The sequence below is a fragment of the Pseudomonas sp. C5pp genome (assembly GCF_000814065.1).
Taxonomy (GTDB): Bacteria; Pseudomonadota; Gammaproteobacteria; order Pseudomonadales; family Pseudomonadaceae; genus Aquipseudomonas; species Aquipseudomonas asiatica.
In genome coordinates this window covers 1-16,255 of the sequence record NZ_JWLN01000026.1, presented here as the reverse complement: position 1 = coordinate 16,255, position 16,255 = coordinate 1, and the positions used below count along the sequence as shown (strand labels likewise).

Here is a 16,255-nt window from a genome sequence, read left to right as displayed (position 1 = left end):
GGCTGACGTGCGTCCTGTTGCCTTGCCTGCGGAGAAGCGGTTTGTACCCATGAATGGACCCATACCCACCAACATGCCACCCACGGCGGGTAGCGGCAGCTGGCTGAGCGTCATTGCCCTGGCCCTGGCGGCCTTCATCTTCAACACCACCGAGTTCGTCCCGGTGGCGCTGCTCAGCGACATTGGCCGCAGCTTCGACATGAGCACCGCGCAAGTCGGCCTGATGCTGACCATCTACGCCTGGGTGGTGGCGCTGGCCTCGCTGCCGATGATGCTGCTGACGCGCAACATCGAGCGGCGGCGGCTGTTGCTGTTCGTGTTCCTGGTGTTCATCGTCAGCCACTTGCTGTCGTGGATGTCACAGAGCTTTGCCATGTTGCTGGTCAGCCGTATCGGTATTGCCTTGGCGCATGCGGTGTTCTGGGCCATCACGGCTTCCCTGGCGGTGCGCGTGGCGCCGCCCGGGCAGCAGGCCAAGGCGCTGGGCCTTTTGGCCACTGGCACCACCCTGGCCATGGTCCTGGGCATCCCGCTGGGCCGCGTGGTGGGCGAAGCGCTGGGCTGGCGCATCACCTTCCTGAGCATTGCCGGGGTGGCGATGGCGACCATGCTGTGCCTGATGAAGTCGCTGCCGCTGCTGCCCAGCCAGAACTCGGGCTCGCTGCGCAGCCTGCCGATCCTGTTCAAGCGCCCTGCGCTGGTGATCACCTATGTGCTGGTGACGCTGGTGATTACCGCGCAGTTCACCGCCTACAGCTATATCGAGCCGTTCGCCCTGCACGTGGCGCAGATAGGCGCAGAGCGCACCACGCTATTGCTGCTGCTGTTCGGCGGAGCCGGGGTGTTCGGCTCGGTGCTGTTCAGCCGTTACAGCGACCGCTTCCCGCATGGCTTCCTGGTAGGTTCGATCGGCCTGCTGGCGGCGTGCCTGTTGCTGCTGTTGCCGCTGTCGGGCAACTTCTATGTTTTTGCCGCGTTGAGCATGTTCTGGGGTGTGGCGATCCTCAGCTTCAGCCTGTCGCTGCAGTCCAAGACCCTGAAACTGGCGTCCGATGCCACCGATGTGGCCATGGCGCTGTTCTCGGGTATCTACAACATCGGTATTGGCGGTGGCGCGTTGCTGGGCAGTATCGTCAGCAGCCAGCTGGATGTGGCGGATATCGGCCTGGTGGGCGGTAGCGTGGCAGTGGCCGGGTTGCTGCTGGCTGTGGCCAGCACCCGGCGTTTCCGCGAGGCGCTGACGCACTGACCTGGCGCTGGCGCGTTCTTTGTAGGAGCGGCCTTGTGTCGCGATGGGGCGCGCAGCGGCCCCGGATTTCAGCTTCACAGCGAATATCGCCGGGGGCTGCTGCGCAGCCCTATCGCGACACAAGGCCGCTCCTACAGGCTCAAGCCAGTACGGCAGCCCATGCAGAAATCAACAGCACCCCCGCCAATACCTGGTTGAACACCCGCAACCGCCGCGGTGCCTGCAACCATCGCGCGCTGCCCACCCCCAGCAGCGCCCACGCCGCCATGCATGGCAGGGCAATCAGCCAGAACACCAGCGCCAGCTGCCATACCGGCAACGACGGCGAGGCAAACACCCCGACCACCGCCACGGCCATCAACCACACCTTGGGGTTCACCACCTGCAACGAGGCCGCGCTGAGTGCGCTGAAGCCTTGCGCCGTGGCCGCCTGCAGCGGGGCGGCGGCACTGCGCAGCATCTTCCACGCCAGCCAGCTCAACCACAAAACCCCGGCCCAGCTCATCAACTGCTGGGCCAGCGGGTGGCGCAGCAGCAGTTCACCTAGCCCCAGGCCCACCATCAGCACGATCGCCGCTGCGGCACCGCAGGCCGCAACGACCGGCGCCAGGCTCGCGCACAGGCCAAAGCGGGCCCCATGGGCAAGAATCAACAGGTTGGTCGGCCCCGGGCTGATGCTGGATACCAAGGCAAACAGGATGAAGGGCAACAACGACTGCGACATGATCAAGGGCTCCGGATAAACGAAGCACCATGCTCGCTGCCCGCCGCCTTTCAGTCTGGAAGGTTTGAGCAGCGCCTGCGGTAGTCGGCCGGGGTCAGCTGGTAGGCACGGCGGAACCAGCGCCCCAGGTGGCTCTGGTCGGCAAAGCCCAGGGCCATGGCCACTTCGGTGGGAGTCTGGCCCTGGGCGAGCAGGCGCCGCGCCCGGGCCAGGCGCAGCTGGATCAGATAGGCATGCGGCGCCAGGCCGAATGCGCCCTTGAATGCGCGGGTGAGGCGGAAGCGGTCGATGCCACAGGCCTGGGCCAGGTCTTCCAGGCCGATGTCGCGTTCCAGGTTGGCGTGCAGGTAATCCCGCGCGCGCTGCGCGGTCAGTGGCAGGCGCGGGTCCGGGTTCAGGCGCCGGCGCCAGTGCAGGTGGCGGGTCAGGCAGGCCAGCAGGTCGTCCATGGCCGTCTGCCGGACAATGCGCAAATCCTGGGTATGCACGGCCTGGAAGGCGAGGGCAGTGGCACGCGCCAGGCGCTCATCGTGGCACAAGGTATCGGCGAAGCTGGGCAGGCTGTCGCCCGGCGCGTGTTCGAAAAGTGCCCGCAGTTGGCTGTCCACCCAGGTGGGTTCCAGGTACAGGGTCGAATAGGTGAAGCCGTCCTCGGTGGGCGCATGGCCGTTATGGATTTCACCTGGCTCCAGCAGGAATACGTTCCCCGGCGTGCTGCGATGGCGCACTCGCCGGCAATCGAATTGCTGCACGCCCTGCTCGGTAACGCCAACCAGGAAGCTGTCGTGCCAGTGCGGGTCGTAGGCATGCCCGACGAAATGCGCGCGGACCGACTCGATGCCGGTGTCGGCGTCTTGCTTGAGGTCGATCCAGTTGCTCATGGGGGCGTGCCGTGGCAGAAATCGCTACCTTAGCGCAACGGCCAGGCTCAGTCTGGAACGATTGTGCAGCCTTTGGCCAGCGCCCGGTTACGCAAGGCCTCGAAGCGTTCGCGCAGCCACAGATGCAGTTGTGCCACTGCGGGCGTGAGCTGCTTGCGGTGCGGGCACACCAGGGTGACCGGGGCGGGTTCACCAAAGTGCTCGGGCAGGATGATTTCCAGTTCGCCGGCCGCGATGTTGGCGCTTACATCCAGCCACGACTTGTAGACGATGCCTTCGCCCTGCAAGGCCAGGCGGCGGATCACGTCGGCATCGTCGCTGACCAGCGGCCCACTCACCTGCACGGTGCGGTTGCCCACCCGCCACTTGTCGTAGACCCGGTTGTACTGCATGTACAGCAGGCAGGCATGCTGCTGCAGGGCGTCGGGCGTGAGGGGGCGGCCGTGACGGGCCAGGTAGTCGGGCGCCGCCACCAGCACCCGGCGGTTCCAGTCTGCCAGCGGCAGGGCAATGTAGTTGGCGTCCTGGTTGAGGCCGTAGCGGATCGCCACATCTACCGGGTCGCGGTTGAGGTCGGCAATCTGGTCAGACAGGAAGAAGCGAAGGTGCAGGGCCGGGTGCTCGCGGCGGAAGGCGCTCAGCCACGGCAGCAACATGTTGCGGCCCAGGTCTGACGGTGCCGAAACCTGCAGGGTACCGCGCAGGGTGTTGGCGTTGCCATGCAGGTCTTCACGCCCCTGGCGCAGGCTCTCCAGCACATTCAGGGCAGTCGGCAGGTACAACTCGCCTTCGGCGGTCAGGCGCAGGCTGCGGGTAGTGCGGGCGAACAGGCGCACATCCAGGTCGCGCTCCAGGCGCTTGATCGCGGCGGCCACCTGCCCCGGCAGCAGTTCGGCCTCATGGGCGGCGGCGGTGAAGCTGCCCAGCACGCTGCTGCGGACGAACAGTTCGAGGTCGGCGATGCGCAGCATTTTCACTCCAGGGATGAAAGTGTTGCTGCATTGTGCCGGTTTTTCTTTACTGCAGGAAAGATAAGATGCCCGGCAAATCCTCTGTTCATTCCCGGAGTTGTTGCATGGATACCGTCTCTCTGGCCAAGCGCCGCTACACCACCAAAGCCTACGATGCCTCGCGCCGCATTCCCCAGGCGACTGTCGATGCCCTGCTCGAGCAACTGCGCCATAGCCCTTCCTCGGTCAACTCGCAGCCGTGGCATTTCATCGTTGCCGACAGCGCCGAAGGCAAGGCTCGCCTGGCCAAAAGCACCGCAGAGCGCTATGCCTACAATTCGCCGAAGATCCTCGATGCCTCGCATGTGATCGTGTTCTGCACCCGAACCGAGATGACCGAAGCGCACCTGGATGCCGTGCTTCACCAGGAAGCCGCCGATGGCCGCTTCCGCGATGAGCAGGCGCGTGCCGGGCAGAACCAGAGCCGTCGGCATTACGTCGACCTGCACCGCTTCGATCAGAAGGACGTGCAGCACTGGATGGAAAAGCAGACCTACCTGGCGTTGGGTACTGCCTTGCTGGGGGCTGCGGCACATGGGCTGGATGCCACCCCGATCGAAGGCTTCGACAGCAAGATTCTCGATGCCGAGCTGGGCTTGCGTGAGCGTGGATACACCAGTGTGGTCATTCTCAGCCTGGGCTATCGCAGCGAGGCGGACTTCAATGCCGGGCTGAACAAGTCGCGGTTGCCGGCTTCGCAGGTGTTCACCTTCCTGTGAGGTTGCCGGGGCCGCTCTGCGGCCCCGTCTTTCCGGTCGGCTTGCAAAATCCGGCATATGCCGCATACTTGTCGGCAAACGCCGGAAAGGAGAGAGCCATGCTTGCCGAAGTGCTTCGCGACAACGGTTACCACGAGTACCGGGCGCGCCTGCATGCACTGCTGGAAATCCCCGAGCTCGCCAGTGACTTCGAAATCCACACCCGCATCACCCATGGCTTCGCTGCCACCTGGCTGGTGAAACTGACCGAACTCGGCGTGTTCACCCCTGTGGAGCGTGACCAGATCATTCCCCTGCGCACGCTGAAAACCCGCATCGAACGTGACCAGCCGCTGACCGTGGAAGAAAGCGACCGGCTGTTCCGCTCGGCCCATATCACCGCCATGGCCGAAGCCGTGTTCGGTGAGGCAGGCAAGGCAAAACGCTGGCTGTCCAAGCCCAAGGAGCGCTTCTCGGGGCTGACGCCGATGCAGATGCTAACCACCCAGCAGGGCACCACCCAGGTCGAAGAGATGTTGCTGCAGATCGCCGAGGGCTTCGGCCTGTGATTCTGTGGCGTATCAGCGCCTATGCAGACTTGAGCGGAACGGGCGGCTTGCGTGTCAGCGGCCGCTGGCACCAGGCGGGCCGGCCAGTGGTGTATGCCGCCACCAGCCCGGCCGGGGCGATGCTGGAGGTGCTGGTGCACCTGGAGATCGATCCTGAGGATTTCCCCACCACCATGCGGCTGCTGCGTATCGAGTTGCCCGACACTGTTTCGCAAGCGCAGTTGCCCGCCTTGCAGCCTGGCTGGTCGAGCCAGACCGAACTGACCCGGGGCCTGGGCAACCGTTTTCTGGATGAGTGTTCGGCGTTGCTGCTGCCGGTGCCGAGCGCGATCATGCCCAGCACCACCAATTACCTGTTCAACCCGCGCCATCCGCAGGCAAACAGCGCCAGGCTCGAGGTCGAGGACTTCACCCCGGACAGCCGGCTGTTTTAGGGAAGTTTCACCAAAGTGCCGCTGACGCCGCTGTCAGCACCCGGCCAAACACTTCGAGGGCCTTGTCCACTTCGGCCTCGTTGCTGAAGCGCCCGATGCTCAGGCGCACGCTGTTGCGTGCCTGGCGTTCATCCAGCCCCAGCGCGAGCAGCACATGCGAGGCCGCATTGCTCGCCGAATTGCAGGCCGAGGTGGTCGACAACGCCAGCTCGCTGGCCAGCGCCGCGCTGTTGAAGCCCTTGCTGTCGATACACAGGTTCAGCGTATGGGGAATGCGTTGTTTGGCGCAGCCGTTGAGGGTGACGCCGGGCAGGGCCAGCAGGCCTTCACGCAGGCGCCTGGCCAGTTGTTCGAGGCGCAGGTGTTCGCTGTCGCCGGGCTGGCCGGCCAGGGCAAAGGCACTGCCCATGCCGGCAATCTGGTGGGTCGCCAGGGTGCCGGAGCGCAGGCCTTGCTCATGGCCGCCGCCGTGCATCTGCGCACGCATCAGCGTGCGGGCGCGTGGCCCCACGTAGAGCGCACCGATGCCCTTGGGCCCATACACCTTGTGCGCCGAGAACGACATCAAGTCCACGGCCATGGCGTTCAGGTCGATGGCCAGTTTGCCCACCGCCTGCGCCGCATCCACGTGCAGCAGGGCACCGTGGGCACGTACCTGTTCGCCAATCGCGGCAAAGTCGGTGATCGTGCCCAGTTCATTGTTCACCGCCATCAGCGATACCAGGCGTGTGTCGGCGCGCAACGCTGCCTGCACCGCCGCATGCTGAATCAGGCCGGCGGCATCCGGTGCCAGGCGGGTAACGGCCCAGCCCTGGCGCTCCAGTTCGGCCACCGTGTCGAGCACGGCCTTGTGTTCCAGTTGGCTGGTGATCAGGTGCCCGGGCTGGCCGAGGCCCTGGGCAATGCCCTTGAGCGCCAGGTTGTTGGACTCGGTCGCACCTGAGGTCCAGACCAGTGCATCGGCCTGTGCGCCGACGCGTTCGGCCACTTGCTGACGGGCCTGCTCCACGGCGTGGCGGGCTGCCTGGCCGAAGGCATGGCCACTGGACGCCGGGTTGCCGAAGTTGCCCTGGCCGCCAAGGCAGGCGAGCATGGTTTCGATGACCCGGTCGTCGACCGGAGTGGTGGCGGCGTAATCGAAATAGAGCGGGGCGCTGGGCATGAGGGCGGGTCCGTGTCTGTCGCCGTGAAATCGGCAATCGTTGGAGCAAGCGTACCCGCTACTTCGGAGATATTTTTCACTTCCAGCGGCTCTATTCTGGAAATTATCAAGAAAAATTTCTATCTATCGAGTTTTTCTTGGAATTTTTTTCTCCGCATCCCGCCATTCTGTTCAGGCTGGTTCCAAGGCCCTCTCTTCCTCGGCCACCACACGTTCGCACAACTCGGTGATCTGCTCGCGCATCCAGCGGTTGGCCGGGTCCTGATCGGTGCTTTCATGCCAGTACAGGTGCGTTTCCAGCGCAGGCACCTCCACCGGCAGTGGCTGGTAACGCAACTGATGGCGGCGGGCGAAGCGCTCGGGGACGGTCATCGCCATGTCGGTCTGCTGCAACACCTGCGAGGCCATCAGGTAATGCTGCGAGCGCAAGGCAACCTTGCGCTGCACGCCCATCTTGCCCAGGGCCAGGTCGACATAGCCCAGGCCGTTGCGGCGGCTGGAAATATGGATGTGGGTCATGCCGAGGTAGTTGTCGAGGGTCAGCTTGCTGTCGGCCAGCGGGTGGCCCTGGCGCAGGGCGCAGACATAGCGGTCTTGCATCAGTTTGACGTGGCGTACTTGCGGGTCGGTGTTCAACGGTGCGTCGATGGCGAAGTCCAGGCGGCCGGCGGCAAGTTCCTTGGTGGTCTCGCGGCGCTTGCACAAAAAGCTTTCGATCAGCACCGCCGGCGCCAGGCGACGCAAGCGCTGGAACAGCGGCGGCAGGATGACCGCTTCGGTCAGGTCGGTCATGCTGATGCGGAAGGTTTTGTTGGCCTGTTGCGGGTTGAAGATGCGGCTTTCCTGCACCGAGGTGCGCAGCAGTGCCAAGGCGTTGCGCACCGGCCCGATGATGTTCTGCGCCATGGGCGTTGGCACCATGCCTTGCGCGGTGCGCACGAACAGCGGGTCATTGAAGGTTTCGCGCAGCCGCGAAAGGGCGTTGGACACTGCCGGCTGGGTGATGCCGACGATCTGCCCGGCGCGGGTCAGGTTGGCTTCGGTGTAGATCGCATCGAACACGATGAACAGGTTGAGGTCGACCTTGCTGAGGTTCATGGGCGCCGCTCTTTGTTGGAATTATTGGCCGATCATATATCGGTTATGAATGTTTATACACGCGGAAAATAGGCTAGGTGGATGAGGCCATGCTGCTCTAGGCTCTGGCCCATGTACTCCGAACCGTGAAGGTAGCCCCGATGGATTTCGCCTATTCGCCCAAGGTCCAGGCACTGCGTGAGCGCGTCAGCGCGTTCATGGACGCCTATGTCTACCCCGCCGAGGCGGTGTTCGAGCGCCAGGTCGCCGAGGGTGACCGCTGGCAGCCCACCGCGATCATGGAAGAACTCAAGGCCAAGGCCCGCGCTGAAGGGCTGTGGAACCTGTTCCTGCCCGAATCGGAATACGGTGCCGGCCTGAGCAACCTGGAATACGCCCCGCTGGCGGAAATCATGGGCCGTTCGTTGCTCGGCCCGGAGCCGTTCAACTGCTCGGCGCCGGACACCGGCAACATGGAAGTGCTGGTGCGCTATGGCAGTGAAGCGCAGAAGCGCCAGTGGCTGGAGCCGCTGCTGCGTGGCGAGATCCGTTCGGCGTTCGCCATGACTGAACCGGACGTGGCCTCCTCGGATGCCACCAACATGGCCGCCACCGCCGTGCGTGACGGTGACCAATGGGTAATCAACGGCCGCAAGTGGTGGACCTCTGGCGCTTGCGACCCGCGCTGCAAGGTAATGATCTTCATGGGCCTGTCCGACCCTGAAGGGCCACGCCACCAGCAGCACTCGATGGTGCTGGTGCCCACCGATGCGCCTGGGGTGAAGATCGTCCGCCCGCTGCCGGTGTTCGGCTATGACGATGCTCCCCATGGCCACGCCGAGGTGCTCTTCGAGAATGTGCGGGTACCGTATGAGAACGTGATCCTGGGTGAAGGCCGTGGCTTCGAAATTGCCCAGGGGCGCCTTGGCCCTGGCCGTATCCACCACTGCATGCGCTCGATCGGCATGGCCGAGCGAGCGCTGGAACTGATGTGCAAGCGCTCGGTGGAGCGTACCGCCTTCGGCCGGCCACTGGCGCGTCTGGGCGGCAACGTCGACAAGATTGCCGACTCGCGCATGGAGATCGACATGGCCCGGCTGCTGACGTTGAAAGCGGCCTACATGATGGACACGGTCGGCAACAAGGTGGCCCGCAGCGAGATTGCGCAAATCAAGGTAGTGGCGCCGAACGTGGCACTGAAGGTGATCGACCGGGCGATCCAGATTCATGGCGGGGCAGGGGTGAGTGGCGATTTCCCGCTGGCTTACATGTACGCCATGCAACGCACCTTGCGCCTGGCCGACGGGCCAGATGAAGTGCACCGGGCGGCGATCGGCAAGTATGAGATCGGCAAGTACGTGCCGGCGGAGATGATGCGTAGCGGGCGGTGATTTACCGGCTTGTTCCGGCCTCTTCGCGGGCTTGCCCGCTAAGAGGCCCTTGAAGGCTCACTGGTTCTCTGGATGGTCAGACCCGCATCTGCGGGTCTTCCTCCTTCTCGCTGACCGTGCGATCGGCATTTGAAGGCTGTCTGGGTTGAGCACCCTTGACTTCCGGCTTTTTCCCCCGCGTCTTGACCAACGAAACCACCACCCCACCCAGCAACAACCCGAACGTCACCCCCAGCGACAGCAATGCCGGCACCTTGCCCACCATGCCGTGGTAGAAGATCTTGCAGCCAATGAAGATCAGCACCAGCGCGAGCGCGTACTTGAGGTAAACGAACCGGTGCATCAGCGCCGCCAGCGCAAAATACAACGAGCGCAAGCCGAGGATGGCGAAGATGTTCGAGGTGTAGACGATGAACGGGTCCTGGGTGATGGCGAAGATTGCCGGGACACTGTCGACGGCGAACACCAGGTCGGCCAGTTCGATCAGCACCAGCGCCATGAACAGCGGGGTGGCATGGCGTAGCGCCTTGTGCTGCCCGGGCGGGGTCTGCTGCACGAAGAAGTGCGAGCCGTGGATCTGCTCGGTGACCCGCATGTGCCGGCGCACGAACTTGAGGATCGGGTTGTTGGCCAGGTCGGGGCGGCTATCTTCCTTCGACAGCGCCATCTTCACCCCGGTAAACAGCAGGAAGGCACCGAAGATATAGAGTACCCAGGCGAAGTTCTGCACCAGCGCCGCGCCCACGCCGATCATGATCGCCCGCAGGAACACCACCCCGAGGATGCCCCAGAACAGCACGCGGTGCTGGTAGCGGCGGGGGATGGCGAAATAGCTGAAGATCATCGCCATGACGAACACGTTGTCCATCGACAGCGACTGTTCGACCAGGAACCCGGTGTAGAACTCCAGCGCCGACTGCGCGCCCAACTGGTACCAGACACCGACGCCGAACAGCACGCCGACGCTGAAATAGCCCGAATACAGCAGCAGGCTTTCGCGCATTTCGATTTCCCGGTCGTGGCGGTGCAGCACGCCCAGGTCGAGTACCAGCAAACCGATGACGATGGCCATGAACACCAGCCACAACCAGGTGCTGGTACCGAGGAACGGGGTGGTGAGGAATGTGTGTAGAGCTGTCATGAGCCCCTCCTTGAATGTCGACGTTGCATGGCAACAGTGATCCGACATGGCGGCCTGGCAGCCGTCAGAGGGGCCCGGTATCACATGGGCTTGAGCCTAGACCCGTTTGCCGGTGATGCCGAATGGGGAGCTGTTACATTTCTTTGCCAAGCACGGCACACACTTAAGCACGCTTCTTGTAGGAGCAGCCTTGTGCTGCGAAGAGGCCGGTCAACCTTGCACAAATGTGTTGGCCATACTGGCCTCTTCGCAGCACAAGGCTGCTCCTACAGGGATGTGTGCTGCTTTCAGATCAATGCACCCACACTTCCACCCGGCGATTACGCAGTCGCCCTTGCTCCAGTTCGTTCCCTGCCACTGGCAGTTCATCCCCCATCCCCGTCACCTCCAGCACCTCCACGCCATCGCGCGCCAGCTCACGACGCACCGCCTGGGCCCGCAGGCGGGAGAGCAGGGCGGCGCGACCGGGTGTCTCCTTGGGGTCGCCAAAGCCCACCAGCACCGCCTTGCGCTGCAACTTGCCCGCTTGGCGCAGGTAGTCGGCAACCCGCTGGACATCGCGCAGGGCCTTGTTGTCGAGGCTGGCGCTGCCTTCCTGGAAGCGGAAATTCACGCTCAACCGTTGCGCCTGTAGGGCGAGGGTGCGATAGCGCGGCGGCATGTCGGCCTGAAGGGGCACAGGTTGGGCCTTGATCTGCTGCGAAACGAAACCCTGTTGGGCGACGATCGCCTGGCCCGCGGGACTCTGGGTGAAATCGGCCAGCGCCTTGGCCTGGGGCTTGGGGTTGGCCGGCAGGTAGAAGTACAGGCGCCGTGATAGCGGGTAGTCCTCGCTGGCCACCAGTGCACGCTCCGGCAGCATGGCCGGCGCGTCACCCTCGGCAACCGCCAGCACCTTGGCCCCATGCACCGCCGCCAGGCTGCTGAAGCCGATGGCCTGGCGGTCGGCGCCCACTCGCGCGGCCAGCTCGTCGCTGGACTCGAAGCGTTGGGCCTTGGACGAAAGCTCGCTTTGCTGGGGTTCCAGCACCAGGGCCTTGAAGGTCTCGAAGGTACCGGAGCGGTCGTCACGGGCGTACAGGTGGATGGCCCCGCCGGCAACACCCAATTGCTCCCAGCGCTGGATCTGCCCGGCAAAGATCTGTGCCAGTTGCCCCGTGGTGAGCTGTGGTAGCGGGTTGTCGGGGTGAACGATGACCGCGACGCCATCCAGGCCGATGACTTGTTCGGCGGCAGCGGCGCGCAGGTCGCCCAAAGCCTGCAGTTGGCTTGCTTCGTTGTCGTTGATAGGCCGCGACGCGGCGGCCAGGTCGGCCTCGCCATGGCCCAGGGCGACGAAGCCGGTGCTGGAACCGTGTGCGGCGATGTCGATGCGCAAAGGCTGGCCATGCTTATCGCGAGCGGTGATGACAGTCTCGTTGGCCAGCTTGCCTGGGTATTGTTCGATGGCGGTAGCTTGCTGTGCGCGCAATTGCCCTTGCACCAGCGCTGGCAGCAAGGCCGCGCCGATGGTGTTGGAGCCTTGCACGCGCAGGTGAGCGGGCTCGGCCGGGGTCGCCAGCGGCAGCAGGGTGAGCAGCAAGACAAGCAGGCGGGGCATGCCGGAAGGCCTATGGCATAGAGATGGCCGGCAGATTACGACAGTGGCGTGATGATAATGTGACAGTCCATGGGGCAGTGAAAGGCCGCCCCTGTAGGAGCGGCCTTGTGTCGCGAAAGGGCCGCAGAGCGGCCCCAGCGGTTTCAATGCGCCCCGGCAGACTTGCTCAGGTCACTTTCCGCCCACTCGGTATAGATGCACGCATCCGCCACCGCCCAGCGCACCTTCACGGTATCCCCCGGCTGCATCGGCATGCCCGCCGCCGACAAAGCCTTGACCGTCAGCTCGGTACCGCCCGCGGTCACCACATGGCAGGTCTGGCTCTCGCCCAGGAACAGTACTTCGCCAACCTTGGCGCTGACCTCGTTCCAGCCCGCCGGCAGCGGCTCGCGCGCGGCCTGTTCGGCGGTCAGGGCCAGGGCCTTTTCCGGGCGTACCATGATCAGTGCATCCTGCGAGGCGGCCAGGCCCGGGGTCAGGCGGATGGCTACCGGCTGGCCCTCGAAGCTGCCCGCGCCATTGCTGCTGGCCTTGATCCGCAGGAAGTTGGAGTTGCCCAGGAACGAGGCGACGAAGGCATTCGGCGGGTTCTGGTACAGGTCGTAACCGGTGCCCAGGCCGACGATCTTGCCATGGCTGAAGATGGCGATGCGCTGGGACAGGCGCATGGCTTCTTCCTGGTCGTGGGTGACGTAGACGATGGTGATGCCCAGGCGCCGGTGCAACTGGCGCAGTTCATCCTGCAGGTCTTCGCGCAGCTTCTTGTCCAGCGCGCCGAGCGGTTCGTCCATCAGCAGGATGCGCGGTTCGTACACCAGCGCCCGGGCGATAGCCACGCGCTGCTGCTGGCCACCGGACATCTGCGACGGCTTGCGGTGGGCGAACTTCTCCAGCTGCACCAGCTTGAGCATGGCATCGACGCGCTTGCTGGTTTCGCTGGCACTGAGCTTGCGAATGGCCAGCGGAAAGCCGATGTTGTCGCGCACGTTCAGGTGCGGGAACAGCGAATAGCGCTGGAACACCATGCCGATGTCACGCTTGTGCGGCGGCACGTTGACCAGTGACTGGCCATCGACCAGGATCTCGCCGCTGCTCGGCGTTTCGAAGCCGGCCAGCATCGACAGGGTGGTGGACTTGCCCGAGCCGCTGGAACCGAGGAAGGTCAGGAACTCGCCGTCCTGGATTTCCAGGTCGAGGTTGTCCACGGCGGTGAAGTCGCCGTAGTGCTTGTTCAGGCCGCGCAGGCTGACCAGGGTCTTGCCGTGCGCGTTGTCTTTGATCACTGCACTCATTGTTGTTTTCTCCGCGCTCAGGCGTTGGCTTCGGTGCGCCGGCGCAAGGCGGCGGCAATGAACATGACAAGCAGCGACAGGCCGATCAGCAGGGTCGAGGCCACGGCGATGACCGGGCTGAGGTCCTGGCGCAGGGTGGTCCACATCTTCACCGGCAAGGTCTGCAGGTCGGGGCTGGCCATCATCACGCTCAGCACCACTTCATCCCACGACACCAGGAAGGCGAACAGGCCGCCGGCGATCATCCCCGGGCGAATCGCCGGGAAGGTTACCTTGAAGATCGCCTGCAGGCGCGAGGCGCCGCAGATCACCGCGGCATCCTCGATGGATTGGTCGAACAGCTTCAGCGAATTGATGATCGAGATGATGGTGAAGGGCAGGGCGACGATCACGTGGCTGACCACGAAGGCGAGCAGCGTGCCGGTGTAGCCGAGCTTGAGGAACAGCGCGTACACCGCCACGGCAATGATCACCAGCGGCACGATCATCGGCATGGTGAACAGCCCGTACAGCAGCTCGCGGCCGGGGAAGCGGCCACGCACCAGGGCAAACGCGGTGGGCAGGCCGAGCAGCACGGCGGCGATGGTGGTCAGCACGGCCACCTTCAGGCTGGCCAGCGCGGCGTCCATCCACTCCGGGTTGGAGAAGAACTGGCCGTACCACTTGAAGGTCCAGCCCGGTGGCGGGAACACCAGCCACTGCGACGAGCCGAACGACAGCAACACGATGAACACCACCGGCAGCAGCAGGAAGGCCGCGATGACCCCGGTGGTCAGGTACAGGCCCGTACGCAGCGGGCGGCCCATGGCATTGGGAGACAGGAGCATGGCGGTTTACCTCGCGTTGCCAACCGGGGATTCCGGCTGCAGCTTCAGGTACAGGTAGAAGAGCACCAGGGTGATCACCACCAGCAGTGCGGCGGCGGCGCTGGCCAGGCCCCAGTTGAGGAACGACTGCACCTGCTGGATGATGAATTCGGGCAGCATCATGTTCTGCGCACCGCCCAGCAGGGCCGGGGTGACGTAGTAACCGAGCGACATCACGAACACCATCAGTGCCCCGGAGAACAGCCCCGAGCGGCACAGCGGCAGGAACACTTTCCAGAAATTGGTCCACGGGCTGGCGCCACAGATCGAGCCGGCCTGCAGCACCATCGGGTCGATGGCGTGCATGGTCGCCTGCAGCGGCAGCACGATGAACGGGATCATGATGTAGCTCATGCCGATCACCACGCCGGTCAGGTTGTGCACCATTTCCAGCGGGGCATCGATGATACCCATGGCCATCAACGCCTTGTTGATCACCCCCGAGCTCTGCAGCAACACCAGCCACGAGTAGGTGCGCGCCAGCAGGCTGGTCCACATCGACAGCAGCACGATGTTCAGCAACCAGCGGCCCCAGCCCTTGGGCACCAGGGTAATTGCCCAGGCCAGCGGGAAGCCCAGCAGCACGCTGATCAGGGTGACCACGCCGGCCACCGAGAAGGTGTTGAACAGCACCCGCGCATAGGCCGAGTTGGCGAACAGCTGCTCGTAGTTGCCCAGGCCCGGCGTCGGCTCCAGCACACCGCGCAGCAACAGGCCGGCCAGCGGGGCGAAGAAGAACAGGCCAAGGAACAGCAGCGCCGGCAGCAGATTGCGGCTGCCTTTCCAGCGCTGGCTCAGGCTGACGCGGCGGGGGGCCGTTCCCGGGGCGCCGGTTCCCGTGGGGGCACCTTGCGCGTTATGCAGGGCGTTGATGGCGACTTTCATTTGACCAACCACTCATTCCAGCGGGCTGCGATGGCCTGGCCGTTCTTGGCCCAGTAGGCGAAGTCGAGGGTGACCTGGTCCTGGGCGTAGGCGGTTGGCAGGTTCTGCGCGAGGTCTTTGTCCAGCTTGGCCACGCTGTCGACGTTCACCGGCGCGTAGGCGGTCTTGTTGGCGAACTCGGCCTGGCCTTCGGCGCTGCTGGCGTTGGCCAGGAACTTCATGGCCGCGTCTTTGTTCTTGGCACCTTTGGGGATGACCAGGAAGTCGGCCATGACCAGGTTCTGCTTCCAGCTCACGCCCACCGGTGCACCGTCTTGCTGCAGGGCATAGACGCGGCCGTTCCAGAACTGGCCGAGCGAGGCTTCACCCGAGGCCAGCAGTTGCTGCGACTGGGCGCCACCGCCCCACCAGACGATGTCTTTCTTGATGGTGTCGAGCTTCTTGAAGGCGCGGTCCAGGTCCAGCGGGTACAGCTTGTCGGGGGCTACGCCGTCGGCCAGCAGCGCCAGTTCCAGTACGCCTGGGCTGGGCCACTTGTACAGGGCGCGCTTGCCGGGGTAGGTCTTGGTATCGAACAGTGCGGTCCAGTCCACCGGTTTGTTGGCACCGAGCTTGCCTTCGTTGTAGCCGAGCACGAAGGAGAAGAAGAACGAGCCGACGCCATGGTCGGAGACGAAGCGCGGGTCGATCTTGTCGCGCTTGATCTGGGTGAAATCGAGGGGTTCTAGCAGGCCTTCGCTGGCGGCACGCAGGGCGAAGTCGGCTTCGACGTCGACCACGTCCCACTGCACGTTGCCGCTCTCGACCATGGCCTTGAGCTTGCCATAGTCGGTGGGGCCGTCCTGGACGACTTTGATGTCGGTGGCTTTGGTGAAAGGTACGGCCCACGCTTCTTTCTGGGCGTCCTGGGTGGTACCGCCCCAGCTGACGAAGTTCAGGCTGTCGGCGGCCTGGGCAGCCTGACATGCCAGGGTCAGCAGGCTGGCGGACAGCACTGCGGTTACACGTTTGCTCAACAGCATGGTTACGCCCTCGTTGCTTTTGTTATTCGAGGCGGGGCTTGTGGTGCGCCCGCCAACAGTGTTCGGGGAGCAGCTAAAACAAAGTGTTTTTTGGCCGTTTTTGATTGTAGGTGCCGGCCTGCAGATTCAAGGTCTACGGGATGTCATATTATGGTATTCCAAACTTTTGGCAAGAGGTATGAGGCTACCGGCCATCACTCCGTCCCTTTCAGAAACAGCGCGGGCCCTGTGGGAGCGGGTTCACCCGCGAATGC

The 16,255-nt window shown here is 64.2% G+C and carries 16 protein-coding genes; 5 read left to right on the top strand and 11 right to left on the bottom strand.

What is annotated here, in order from left to right; genetic code table 11:
* Positions 1 to 49: 49 nt before the first annotated feature.
* Entirely contained in the window at positions 50 to 1,249 is a 1,200-nt protein-coding gene (locus RR51_RS19855; RefSeq protein WP_039614467.1) for a sugar transporter, read from the top strand.
* Positions 1,250 to 1,388: 139 nt separating this feature from the next.
* Here the strand turns inward: RR51_RS19855 and RR51_RS19850 are convergent, their stop codons facing one another.
* From RR51_RS19850 to RR51_RS19840, 3 genes are read right to left on the bottom strand one after another with little or no spacing between them, the layout of a single operon-like run.
* Complete coding sequence (locus RR51_RS19850) at positions 1,389 to 1,973, bottom strand: LysE family translocator (protein ID WP_039614466.1); 585 nt, start codon at positions 1,971 to 1,973, stop codon at positions 1,389 to 1,391.
* 50 nt (positions 1,974 to 2,023) lie between these two features.
* Positions 2,024 to 2,854 (bottom strand): AraC family transcriptional regulator, encoded by an 831-nt coding sequence (locus RR51_RS19845; protein ID WP_039614465.1) that lies wholly within the window; start codon positions 2,852 to 2,854, stop codon positions 2,024 to 2,026.
* Between the two features lie 47 nt (positions 2,855 to 2,901).
* The gene (locus tag RR51_RS19840) at positions 2,902 to 3,825 is read right to left on the bottom strand and encodes a LysR family transcriptional regulator (RefSeq protein WP_039614464.1); all 924 of its coding nucleotides are present in this window, start codon (positions 3,823 to 3,825) and stop codon (positions 2,902 to 2,904) included.
* Positions 3,826 to 3,929: 104 nt separating this feature from the next.
* Here RR51_RS19840 and RR51_RS19835 point away from each other — a divergent pair, with 104 nt between their 5' ends.
* The 3 genes from RR51_RS19835 (at position 3,930) to RR51_RS19825 (ending at position 5,565) form a co-directional block, all read left to right on the top strand.
* On the top strand, positions 3,930 to 4,583 hold the full coding sequence (locus tag RR51_RS19835) for an oxygen-insensitive NAD(P)H-dependent nitroreductase NfsB (RefSeq protein WP_003260975.1): 654 nt from the start codon (positions 3,930 to 3,932) through the stop codon (positions 4,581 to 4,583).
* 98 nt (positions 4,584 to 4,681) lie between these two features.
* Positions 4,682 to 5,131 carry an antitoxin Xre/MbcA/ParS toxin-binding domain-containing protein gene (locus tag RR51_RS19830; RefSeq protein WP_013973163.1) on the top strand — a complete coding sequence of 150 codons (450 nt, stop codon included), beginning with the start codon at positions 4,682 to 4,684 and terminating at the stop codon, positions 5,129 to 5,131.
* Entirely contained in the window at positions 5,128 to 5,565 is a 438-nt protein-coding gene (locus RR51_RS19825; RefSeq protein WP_015270851.1) for an RES family NAD+ phosphorylase, read from the top strand. Before RR51_RS19830 ends, RR51_RS19825 begins: the two co-directional genes overlap by 4 nt.
* A gap of 7 nt (positions 5,566 to 5,572) precedes the next feature.
* Here RR51_RS19825 and RR51_RS19820 read toward each other — a convergent pair whose 3' ends face one another.
* Together RR51_RS19820 and RR51_RS19815 are read right to left on the bottom strand one after the other, a co-directional pair.
* Positions 5,573 to 6,727 carry a cysteine desulfurase family protein gene (locus RR51_RS19820; protein ID WP_039614463.1) on the bottom strand — a complete coding sequence of 385 codons (1,155 nt, stop codon included), beginning with the start codon at positions 6,725 to 6,727 and terminating at the stop codon, positions 5,573 to 5,575.
* Between the two features lie 171 nt (positions 6,728 to 6,898).
* Entirely contained in the window at positions 6,899 to 7,825 is a 927-nt protein-coding gene (locus tag RR51_RS19815; RefSeq protein WP_013973160.1) for a LysR family transcriptional regulator, read from the bottom strand.
* A 140-nt stretch (positions 7,826 to 7,965) separates the two neighbouring features.
* On the opposite strand from RR51_RS19815, the gene RR51_RS19810 reads away from it, so the two are divergent.
* Positions 7,966 to 9,195 carry an acyl-CoA dehydrogenase gene (locus tag RR51_RS19810; RefSeq protein WP_013973159.1) on the top strand — a complete coding sequence of 410 codons (1,230 nt, stop codon included), beginning with the start codon at positions 7,966 to 7,968 and terminating at the stop codon, positions 9,193 to 9,195.
* 76 nt (positions 9,196 to 9,271) lie between these two features.
* Here the strand turns inward: RR51_RS19810 and RR51_RS19805 are convergent, their stop codons facing one another.
* From RR51_RS19805 to RR51_RS19780, 6 genes are all read right to left on the bottom strand, one after another.
* Complete coding sequence (locus RR51_RS19805; protein WP_039614462.1) at positions 9,272 to 10,336, bottom strand: TerC family protein; 1,065 nt, start codon at positions 10,334 to 10,336, stop codon at positions 9,272 to 9,274.
* Between the two features lie 292 nt (positions 10,337 to 10,628).
* Positions 10,629 to 11,936, bottom strand: a complete 1,308-nt coding sequence (locus RR51_RS19800; RefSeq protein WP_039614461.1) for a substrate-binding domain-containing protein — start codon at positions 11,934 to 11,936, stop codon at positions 10,629 to 10,631.
* 143 nt (positions 11,937 to 12,079) lie between these two features.
* A complete protein-coding gene (locus RR51_RS19795) occupies positions 12,080 to 13,228 on the bottom strand; it encodes an ABC transporter ATP-binding protein (RefSeq protein WP_013973156.1) in 1,149 nt (382 codons plus the stop codon).
* A gap of 17 nt (positions 13,229 to 13,245) precedes the next feature.
* Complete coding sequence (locus RR51_RS19790) at positions 13,246 to 14,055, bottom strand: ABC transporter permease (RefSeq protein WP_039614460.1); 810 nt, start codon at positions 14,053 to 14,055, stop codon at positions 13,246 to 13,248.
* Between the two features lie 6 nt (positions 14,056 to 14,061).
* Positions 14,062 to 14,979: an ABC transporter permease gene (locus tag RR51_RS19785; RefSeq protein WP_015270844.1), complete on the bottom strand. Its 918-nt coding sequence runs from the start codon at positions 14,977 to 14,979 to the stop codon at positions 14,062 to 14,064.
* Entirely contained in the window at positions 14,976 to 16,001 is a 1,026-nt protein-coding gene (locus RR51_RS19780) for an ABC transporter substrate-binding protein (RefSeq protein WP_013973153.1), read from the bottom strand. The genes RR51_RS19785 and RR51_RS19780 overlap by 4 nt, the downstream gene beginning before the upstream one ends.
* Positions 16,002 to 16,255: the final 254 nt, after the last annotated feature.